6 protein-coding genes and 1 pseudogene are annotated in these 9533 nt (G+C 64.3%); 3 read left to right on the top strand and 4 right to left on the bottom strand.

Going from position 1 to position 9533, the window contains the following annotated elements; genetic code table 11:
• Positions 1–250: 250 nt before the first annotated feature.
• Positions 251–532 (bottom strand): hypothetical protein, encoded by a 282-nt coding sequence (locus EOA28_RS13725; protein ID WP_126083653.1) that lies wholly within the window; start codon positions 530–532, stop codon positions 251–253.
• Positions 533–733: 201 nt separating this feature from the next.
• On the opposite strand from EOA28_RS13725, the gene typA reads away from it, so the two are divergent.
• Positions 734–2563: a translational GTPase TypA gene (gene typA, locus EOA28_RS13720; protein WP_126063759.1), complete on the top strand. Its 1830-nt coding sequence runs from the start codon at positions 734–736 to the stop codon at positions 2561–2563.
• Between the two features lie 50 nt (positions 2564–2613).
• On the opposite strand, the pseudogene EOA28_RS13715 reads toward typA, so the two are convergent.
• Positions 2614–3239 (bottom strand): annotated as a pseudogene (locus EOA28_RS13715) (DUF1062 domain-containing protein).
• Between the two features lie 629 nt (positions 3240–3868).
• Here EOA28_RS13715 and EOA28_RS13710 point away from each other — a divergent pair.
• A complete protein-coding gene (locus EOA28_RS13710; RefSeq protein ID WP_127249855.1) occupies positions 3869–4480 on the top strand; it encodes a LysE family translocator in 612 nt (203 codons plus the stop codon).
• Positions 4481–4588: 108 nt separating this feature from the next.
• On the opposite strand, the gene EOA28_RS13705 is transcribed toward EOA28_RS13710, so the two are convergent.
• Positions 4589–4912, bottom strand: a complete 324-nt coding sequence (locus EOA28_RS13705) for a YciI family protein (protein WP_127249856.1) — start codon at positions 4910–4912, stop codon at positions 4589–4591.
• A 144-nt stretch (positions 4913–5056) separates the two neighbouring features.
• Complete coding sequence (locus tag EOA28_RS13700) at positions 5057–5620, bottom strand: peroxidase-related enzyme (RefSeq protein WP_128314964.1); 564 nt, start codon at positions 5618–5620, stop codon at positions 5057–5059.
• A gap of 127 nt (positions 5621–5747) precedes the next feature.
• On the opposite strand from EOA28_RS13700, the gene EOA28_RS13695 reads away from it, so the two are divergent.
• Positions 5748–9533, top strand: a 3786-nt coding sequence (locus EOA28_RS13695; RefSeq protein ID WP_128314963.1) for an NAD-glutamate dehydrogenase, incomplete at its 3' end; no start/stop codon positions are given.

Below are 9533 nucleotides of genomic sequence, written 5' to 3'. Positions count from 1 at the left end.
TTACAAGGTGACGCTGGACCCGGTGCGATCGGCTTGAAGTGAAAGTAAACCGTCGGCGGTACAGCGCCCCCCTCTGGCCTGCCGGCCATCTCCCCACTTGGGGGGAGATCAGCAGCTTTGGCGCCTCGCTCCTTCGGCAACGTCGGCGATTGGGGAAATCAAACGCGACAGCTAACTCCCTCAAGTGGGGGAGATGTCCGGTAGGACAGAGGGGGCGCGAAGGATAGCTACGTTTGCGGTATTGAGAGCGTCAATCCGGATAACAAGCGCGCGGAATGTTCGGCCAGACCGCGGTGTCGCAATTGGCATCCTTCTGGCGCTGCTTGAAGGCGGCGCTGACCGGGCCGGTGACGATCGGGTCGACGCCGTCGGGGGCATCGGCGAACATCTGCTGCGCCGTTTGGGCATCGGGCGGCGAGATCGGATCGGCTTGCCTGAGCGCCGCCGCCGACTGCGCGGCGCCCGCCGCGACGAGCAGGCCAAGCGCCGCCCACGCGAAAACCGGACGCAATCTGGACATCTGATCGGTCATGAACATGAAATCGCCCGGCCCCTCAAAGGTTCCGCCTTGGTTAACAGATTCATTTCACACCAAGACGTTTAAGAATCAGTGACCATTATTTGGGGTCGGGCCTCCCCTTTCGCAAATGCGAAAAACCTTGTATGAGCCGCGCAACCGAAAAAGGCGGCGCTTGTTAAGCCTGCCGCCTGCAACGTTCCCGAGACCAGAAAAATGAACCTCCGAAATATCGCGATCATCGCGCACGTCGACCATGGCAAAACCACGCTGGTCGATCAGCTTCTGAAACAGTCCGGAGCCTTCCGCGACAACCAGCGCGTCGCCGAACGCGCCATGGATTCCAACGACCTCGAAAAAGAGCGGGGCATCACCATCCTGGCCAAGGCGACCTCGGTCGACTGGCACGGCACCCGCATCAACATCGTCGACACGCCCGGACACGCCGATTTCGGCGGCGAGGTGGAGCGCATCCTGTCGATGGTGGATTCGGCGATCGTGCTCGTCGACGCTGCCGAAGGGCCGATGCCCCAGACCAAGTTCGTTGTCGGCAAGGCGCTTAAGGTCGGCTTGCGGCCCATCGTCGTCATCAACAAGATAGACCGTCCCGACGCCCGCCATGTCGAGGTTGTCAACGAGGTGTTCGACCTTTTCGCCGCGCTCGACGCCACCGACGAGCAGCTCGATTTCCCGATCCTCTACGGGTCGGGCCGCGACGGCTGGGTGTCGGAAAACCCCGAAGGTCCGAAGGACCAGGGCCTAGCCCCGCTGTTCGACCTCGTCGTCAAGCATGTGCCGGCGCCGACCGTCCATCCGGGTCCCTTCCGCATGATCGGCACCATCCTGGAAGCCAATCCGTTCCTTGGCCGCATCATCACCGGCCGCATCGAGTCCGGCACGCTGAAGCCCAACCAGGCGGTCAAGGTGCTGCATCACGACGGCACGCAGATCGAGGCCGGACGTATCTCGAAAATCCTCGCCTTCCGCGGCCTCGAGCGCCAGCCGATCGAGGAAGCGCAGGCGGGCGACATCGTCGCCATCGCCGGCCTGTCGAAAGGCACCGTCGCCGACACGTTCTGCGACCCGCAGGTGAGCGAGCCGCTGCATGCGCAGCCGATCGACCCGCCGACGGTCACCATGTCCTTCCTCGTCAACGACAGCCCGCTTGCCGGCACCGAGGGCGACAAGGTGACCAGCCGCGTCATCCGCGACCGCCTGCTGCGCGAGGCCGAGGGCAATGTCGCGCTGAAGATCGAGGAATCGGCCGAAAAGGACTCCTTCTTCGTTTCCGGCCGCGGCGAATTGCAGCTTGCGGTGCTGATCGAGACGATGCGCCGCGAGGGTTTCGAGCTTGCCGTGTCGCGGCCGCGCGTCGTCATGCAGAAGGGCGAGAACGGCGAATTGCTGGAACCGGTCGAGGAAGTCGTCATCGACGTCGACGAGGAGCATGCCGGCGTCGTCGTGCAGAAGATGTCGGAGCGCAAGGCCGAGATGGTCGAGCTGCGTCCTTCCGGCGGCAATCGCCAGCGCCTCGTCTTCCATGCGCCGACGCGCGGCCTGATCGGCTACCAGTCGGAGCTGTTGACCGACACGCGCGGCACCGCGGTGATGAACCGGCTGTTCTTCGCCTATGAGCCTTACAAGGGCGAGCTGCCCGGCCGCACCAATGGCGTCTTGATCTCCAACGAGCAGGGCGAGTCGGTCGCCTACGCCATGTGGAATCTGGAAGACCGCGGCCCGATGATCATCGATCCGGGCGTCAAGGTCTATCAGGGCATGATCATCGGCATCCATTCGCGCGACAACGACCTCGAAGTGAATGTGCTCAAGGGCAAGAAGCTCACCAACATCCGCGCCGCCGGCAAGGACGAGGCGGTGAAGCTGACGCCGCCGATCCGCATGACGCTGGAGCGGGCTCTCGCCTGGATCCAGGACGACGAGCTGGTCGAGGTGACGCCGAAGACCATTCGGCTGCGCAAGCTCTATCTCGACCCGAACGAGCGCAAGCGTTTCGAGAAGGCCGCCAAGGTGATGGGCGCGGCGTAAGCTTTCCAGCCAAGGGTTCAAAAGAGGGAGCGTGTGCTCCCTCTTTCGTTTCAGCGGCACGCGGCCGACAGGATGGCGCGGCAATCCGCCTCGTCGGCTAGACCGATGCGCACCGCCAGGCCGTCCCGAACCGGCTTGCGCAAGGCTTTCGCGCCATCCGGTTCCATGGTCAGTCGCCTTCGGTCGTCCAGGGCCTGGAGTCTTGACCGCGAAAGGCCGAGCTCGCCGGCAAGCAGGCGGTCCAGCCGCAAAGGCGTCGTCCCCTCCAGCCGAAGCTCGAGCGCGAGGGCGTTGGCGTGTCCCGGCTCTCGGTCGAGCGGCTCCTTTCGAACCGTGACATCGGGAGATTCCTCGACCCGTCCGGCTCGGTTGCGCAGCGGGGCGGCATCGAAGGCATAGCGGCGCGCAAGCGCCGGATCGTTGCTTTCGAGCCTGCCAGCAGCGCCGGCTCGATATCGTGGCGGTTTTGTCGTTCCAGGATGGTGAAATTCCAGGAGTTTTCGCAGCCGCTGCAGCGATAGATCAGCCAGACGTCGATGCGCTTGCCATTGGCATTGACGCGGAATTTCTCGCTGCATTTGTATGGTCTGAAGCCGCCGCAGCGGTTGCAGTTGATGAAAGGTCGTGGCGCGATTGCGGGCGCGATCGTCCAGAGGACACGCAAGGTGGAAGACATGCCGGTAGGCCCTTCCCGTCGGGAAGTCCGTCAGGCCGGCAATGTCCGAGATGCCCTTCATGGGCACGGCGTGGCGAAAGACTGTGTTGTCTGGAAATCAAGCGTCGGCGCGATAGCACTCGACGGCGGTTCAGCAATGCCAAACCGGTCTCGAACCGCCGCCTGAAGAACACGTGAAAATGGAGCAGGCGGCGCCAATGGCCGCGCCTGCGGTGCATTCAGAGGAGTTGGCGAGACCGGCGGTTACTGAGGCAAAGTGATGCTCGAAAATGGATGTCGGGCGGGTCTTGTAGCTAAGGCTGAAGGGAACGGCAAGAGCAGCACAAGAGCAGCAATTGTCGGCGTCGGCGCTGCCCCTCATCCGCCTGCCGGCACCTTCTCCCCGTGAACGGGGAGAAGAGGGCTGGCCGCGATGCTGGTGCCTATCCTGCAACGCCGGCGACTGACGAAAGCAGCCATGAGAGCGTCCTTCGCCCCGTTTACGGGGAGAAGGTGCCCGAAGGGCGGATGAGGGGGCGGCGCCGGCGCTGCTAGCTATTGTCTCCTTGCTCAACGATCGCATCTTGCCAGGCGTGCCAAATGTGATGCGATCCGGTATGGTCTGTTCCTGTTCAAAAGGAAGCGCTCTCATGCATCTCGCCTCGCTGCTGATCTTCGCCGCCGCGCTCTTTGTCGCCGCCGGTTCGCCCGGCCCATCGATCGCCGCACTCGTGGCGCGGGTGATCTCGAAAGGGTTCCGCGACGTCTTCCCCTTCCTGCTGGCGATGTGGATCGGCGAGGCGATCTGGCTGTCGCTGGCGGTGTTCGGGCTGGCCGTAGTGGCGCAGACCTTCCACTACGCCTTCGTCGTCGTGAAGTGGATTGGCGTGGCCTATCTCGCCTGGCTAGCGTTCAAGATGTGGACGGCGCCGGTGGAGGCCAAGGAAGGCGAGATGCCGCGCGAGGATTCGCCTGTGAAACTGTTCTTTGCCGGCATGGCGGTGACGCTCGGCAACCCGAAGATCATGATGTTCTATCTGGCGCTGCTGCCGACCATCATCGATCTCGCCTCGGTCAGCGTCGTCGGCTGGGTCGAGCTGACGCTGACAATGGCTGTCGTGCTGGTCGTCATCGACCTAGCCTGGGTGCTGGCCGCTTCGCAGGCGCGCCGGCTTCTGAAAAGCAAGCACGCCATGAAGATCGCCAACCGCGTCAGCGCCACGACCATGGCGGGCGCCGCCGCGGCAATCGCCGCGCGCTAAAGCAATTCCAGAAAAAGTGTGAGCGGTTTTCCGCCCGGAATTGCGTCAAACAAAAAGTTAGAGCGGTTCGCCGTTTCCGTGAAACGGTGAACCGCTTAGGCGCCGGCCTCACATCATCTCGATGATCGGCGCGATCTCGACGCTGAAGGCCGGGTCCATCAGGATCGGGCACTCTTTGGCTTTGGCGACGGCATCGTCGATGTCCTTGGCCTCGACGATCGTGTAGCCGGCGGTCGGATTGCTGCCGCCATTGTTCTCGACCTTGCCGCTGGGCAGAACCGTCTTGGACATGCCGACCGGATTGCCGCCGTCGACCACGGCCGAGCCGAGCTTGCCGTACCAGCCGGTCCAGGCATCCATAGCCGCTTTGCGTTCGGCCTCGTCGGTCGGCATCTTGCCGGAGCCGTGATAGACATAGAGAAATTTCGCCATGTTCTCCTCCCTTGTCGGCGGCGTCGAACCGGCACGCGGCCACGCCGCTTGCGATATGCGGCTGCGCCGCAACCCTGATCATCCGACCAAATGGCGGGATGGGCAACGAAAAATTCGGTATTGCTAATATAATGACAGCGGCCGCTATCGCGCCATGGCGTGGTATTCGGGATTTGGCCGCATGTCGACCGCGGCGGCCACGCGGTTCGACATATTGAAGAACGCGGCGGTCGAGGCGATGTCCCAGATGTCGCGGTCCGAAAAGCCGGCCTGGCGCAAGGCGGCTCGGTCGGCTTCCACAATCCTGGCCGGCTCCTCCGTCAGCTTCACGGCGAATTCGAGCATGGCGCGCTGGCGGTCCGACAGATCGGTGGCGCGGAAATTCATCGCCATCATCTCGCCCAGCGCCGGCTCGCCCGACAGCTGACGCACCGCCGCGCCATGCGCGGTGAGGCAGTAATAGCAATGGTTGATCGAGGAGACGGCGACCGCGATCATCTCGCGCTCCAGCTTCGACAGGCCCGAATCGCCCAGCATCAGATCGTTGTACATGTCGGTGAAGGCGCGCAGCTTCTTCTCGTCGAAGGCGTAGGCGAGCAGCACGTTGGGCACGAGGCCGAGCTTCTCCTCGCATTTGGCGAAATAGGCTTTCGTCGACTCGCTCAGCTCCGCCTGGACAAGCTCAAGCGCGGTTATTTTGCCGGTCATATGGGTTCTCCTTGCAGGCCGATGGCGTCAGTTCGAATTTTTTTATGCGTCGTCAAACCTTTGTCGCGAAACGGCGGTCATCTGCTACGATAGCCACAAAAGCATAAGACGGGAGGGAAGAAGCGTCATGGCCAGCGTGAAATCCAAGCCGAAGAAGAAAGCCGCCGCCTTGAAAGCGGAGGAGAAGCCGGCAAGGCTTGCCGATTATCTGCTTGCCCGGGCGCCCGCCGAGGATATCGCGGCCTATGACGCGGCCGACCTGGAACGCGCAGGCGAGCTCGCAGCCCGAGCGGTGGCCAGCCACAGGAAGGGCGAAAGCGTCGTCGCCGTCGATGCCGATTCGGGGGTTGCCTGCGACGGCCGGCCGGTCACGGTCATCACGGTCGTCAACGACAACATGCCGTTCCTGTTCGATTCCATCCTGGGCGAGATCACCGAGACGAGCGGCCAGCCGACGCTGGTCACCCATCCGATTGTTACCGTCCGTCACGGCAAGGCCGGCGTCGTAGAGGTTCTGGGCGACGGTGGCAAGGAGGATGACGAGCACGAGCGGCTGAGCGTTGTCCACGTCCACATTCCAAGGCTGACCGCGGAGGAGGCGAAGAGCCTTACCGAGCGGCTGCGCAAGATGCTCTCCCAGGTCCGGGCCGCGGTCGTCGACTGGAAGCGTATGCTCGCCCGCCTCGACCAGGCGATTTCCGAGTTCCGCTATTCCGCGGTGCCGCTCGACAAGAAGAGCGTCGCCGAGGCGATCGCCTTCCTCGAATGGCTGCGCGACGACAATTTCACCTTCCTCGGCATGCGCGAGTTCAAATATGTCGGCGGCGAGGAGAGCGGCTCGCTCGAGCGCGCCGACAAGCCAGGGCTCGGCATCCTGGCGGATCCCGATGTGCTGGTGCTGCGGCGCGGCACCGAGGCGGTGACGACGACGCCGGAGATCCGCGCCTTCTTGCATGGACCGGAGCCGTTGATCGTCACCAAGGCGAACGCCAAGTCCCTGGTGCACCGCCGCATCTATCTCGACTATGTCGGCGTCAAGACCTACACGGCGAAAGGCGCGCTGGCGGGCGAGCTGCGCATCGTCGGCCTTTTCACCTCGACCGCCTACACGCGCTCGGTGATGAAGATCCCTTATCTGCGCTCGAAGGCCGAAACGATCATCGCCAAGTCGGGTTTCAATCCAAACGACCATTCCGGCAAGGCGCTGATCAACGTGCTGGAGAGCTATCCGCGCGATGAGTTCTTCCAGGTTCCGGTGCCGGTCCTGAGAAAGCATGCCAATGCCATTCTCGGGCTGGTCGAGCGGCCGCGGATCAGAGCGCTGGTGCGCGCCGACCAGTTCGACCGTTTCGTTTCGATCCTCGTTTTCGTGCCGCGCGACCGCTATGACAGTGTCGTGCGCGAGAAGATCGGCGCCTATCTCAAGACCGTCTTCGAAGGTCGGCTGTCGGCCTATTACCCGGCCTTCCCGGAAGGCGGGTTGGCGCGCGTGCATTTCATCATCGGCCGTTCCGGCGGCAAGACGCCGAAGATCGAGCAGTCGACGATCGAGGCGGCGATCCGCGACATCGTGCGCACCTGGCAAGACGCGCTCTCCGAGGCGGCGGAAGCGGCCGGCAGCGATCCGGCGCTGAAGGCGATCGCGGCGCGGTTCCCCGAAAGTTACCGCGATAGCTTCTCGGCCGCCGTGGCGCTGGCCGATGCCGGGCGCATCGCCAAAATCAGCGCCGGCAATCCGATCGCCATCGACTATTACCGCCATGCCGACCAGAAGCCGAACCAGGCGGCGCTGAAGATCTACCACCATGGCAGCCCGGTGGCGCTGTCGCGGCGCGTGCCGGTGCTGGAAAATATCGGCTTCCGCGTCATCAGCGAGCGCACCTTCGAGGTCGCCGGCGACCCGGCTGCAACGGTCTTCATCCACGACATGGAGCTGGAGAACAGCTACGGCAACCCAATCAACCTCGCCCATGGCGGGGCGCTGTTCGAGGATGCCTTCCTCTCGGTCTGGCGCGGCGACGTCGACAATGATGGCTATAACGGCCTGGCGCAGACCGCCGGCCTGTGGTCGGGCGAGATCACCATCCTGCGCGCCTATGGCCGCTATCTGCAGCAGGCCGGCATTCCGCAGAGCCAGGATTTCATCGCCGCCGCGCTCAACCGTTATCCGGAGATCGCGCGCGGCCTGCATTCGCTGTTCGTCGCCCGGCTCGGGCCGGCGGCGGAAGGCGACGGCGCGGTGGCGGCCAAGCACCTCAAGGCCAAGATCAGGGACGCGCTGGAAGAGGTGCCCAATATCGATGACGACACCATCATCCGCCGCTACCTCAACCTCATCGAAGCCTCGCTGCGCACCAATCATTTCGTCGCCGATACGAAAGCGAAGGGGCAGTCGCTCGCAATCAAGCTCGACTCGCAGGCGGTCGAGGGATTGCCGGCGCCGCGCCCATGGCGCGAGATCTTCGTCTACGGCTCCGAGGTCGAGGGCGTGCATCTGCGTTTCGGCCCGGTGGCGCGAGGCGGCCTGCGCTGGTCGGACCGCGCCCAGGACTACCGCACCGAGGTGCTGGGTCTGGTGAAGGCGCAGCAGGTCAAGAACGCGGTCATCGTGCCGGTCGGCGCCAAGGGCGGCTTCTATCCGAAGAAGCTGCCGATGAGCGCCGGGCGCGACGCCATCTTCGAGGCCGGCACCTCGGCCTACAAGAACTTCGTCTCCAGCCTGTTGTCGATCACCGACAATATCGGCGTCGACGGGGTCATTCCGCCAGCCGGCGTGGTGCGGCGCGATCCTGACGATCCCTATTTCGTCGTCGCCGCCGACAAGGGCACGGCGACCTTCTCCGACACCGCCAACGCCATTTCGGAGAAGCATCACTTCTGGCTGGACGATGCCTTCGCCAGCGGCGGTTCGGCCGGCTACGACCACAAGAAGATGGGCATCACCGCCAAGGGCGCCTGGGAAGCGGTGAAGCGGCATTTCCGCGAGATGAACCGCGACATCAAGGCTGAGCCCTTCAGCGTGGTCGGCGTCGGCGACATGTCGGGCGACGTGTTCGGCAACGGCATGCTGTTGTCGCCCGCCATCAGGCTGATCGCCGCCTTCGATCATCGCGACATCTTCATCGATCCCGATCCGGACATGGCGGCCTCCCTGGCCGAGCGCCAGCGCATGTTCGCCCTGCCGCGCTCGTCCTGGCAGGACTACGACAAGTCGAAGCTGTCGGAAGGCGGCGTCATCGTCTCGCGCAACCAGAAATCGATCACGCTGCCGCAGGCGGCCGCCGCCGCGATCGGGCTCGCCAAGACCACGGCGACGCCGGTCGAGATCATGAGCGCCATCCTCAAGGCGCCGGTCGACCTTTTGTGGTTCGGCGGTATCGGCACCTATGTGCGGGCTTCCGGCGAAAGCAATCAGGATGTCGGCGACCGCGCCAACGACGCCATCCGCGTCACCGCGCTCGATGTCCGGGCGAAAGTCATCGGGGAGGGCGCCAATCTCGGCGTCACGCAGCGGGCGCGCATCGAGTTCGGCATGAATGGCGGCCGCTGCAACTCGGACGCCATCGACAATTCGGGCGGCGTCAACTGCTCCGACGTCGAGGTCAACATCAAGATCGCGCTGGCTTCCGCCATGCGCAAGGGCTCGCTGACGCGGCCGGCGCGCAACAAGCTGCTCGCCGAGATGACCGACGAGGTGAGCGCGCTGGTGCTCTTCAACAACTACCAGCAGACGCTGGCGCTGTCGCTCGCGCGCAAGCGGGGCCTGGCCGACATCGCGCACCAGGCCCGCTTCATGACAGCGCTGGAGGCGCGCGGCCTGCTCGACCGCGCCGTCGAGACGCTGCCTTCGCCGGCGGCGCGCGCCGAGCGCGAGGCGCGCGGCGAGCGCCGCCGGCGAAGGCAGCGTCTCGAC

Source organism: Mesorhizobium sp. M2A.F.Ca.ET.067.02.1.1 (assembly GCF_004023285.1).
Classification (GTDB): Bacteria; Pseudomonadota; Alphaproteobacteria; order Rhizobiales; family Rhizobiaceae; genus Mesorhizobium.
Note: the sequence above shows the minus strand (reverse complement) of the source record. Positions and strands in the feature narration are given on the sequence as shown.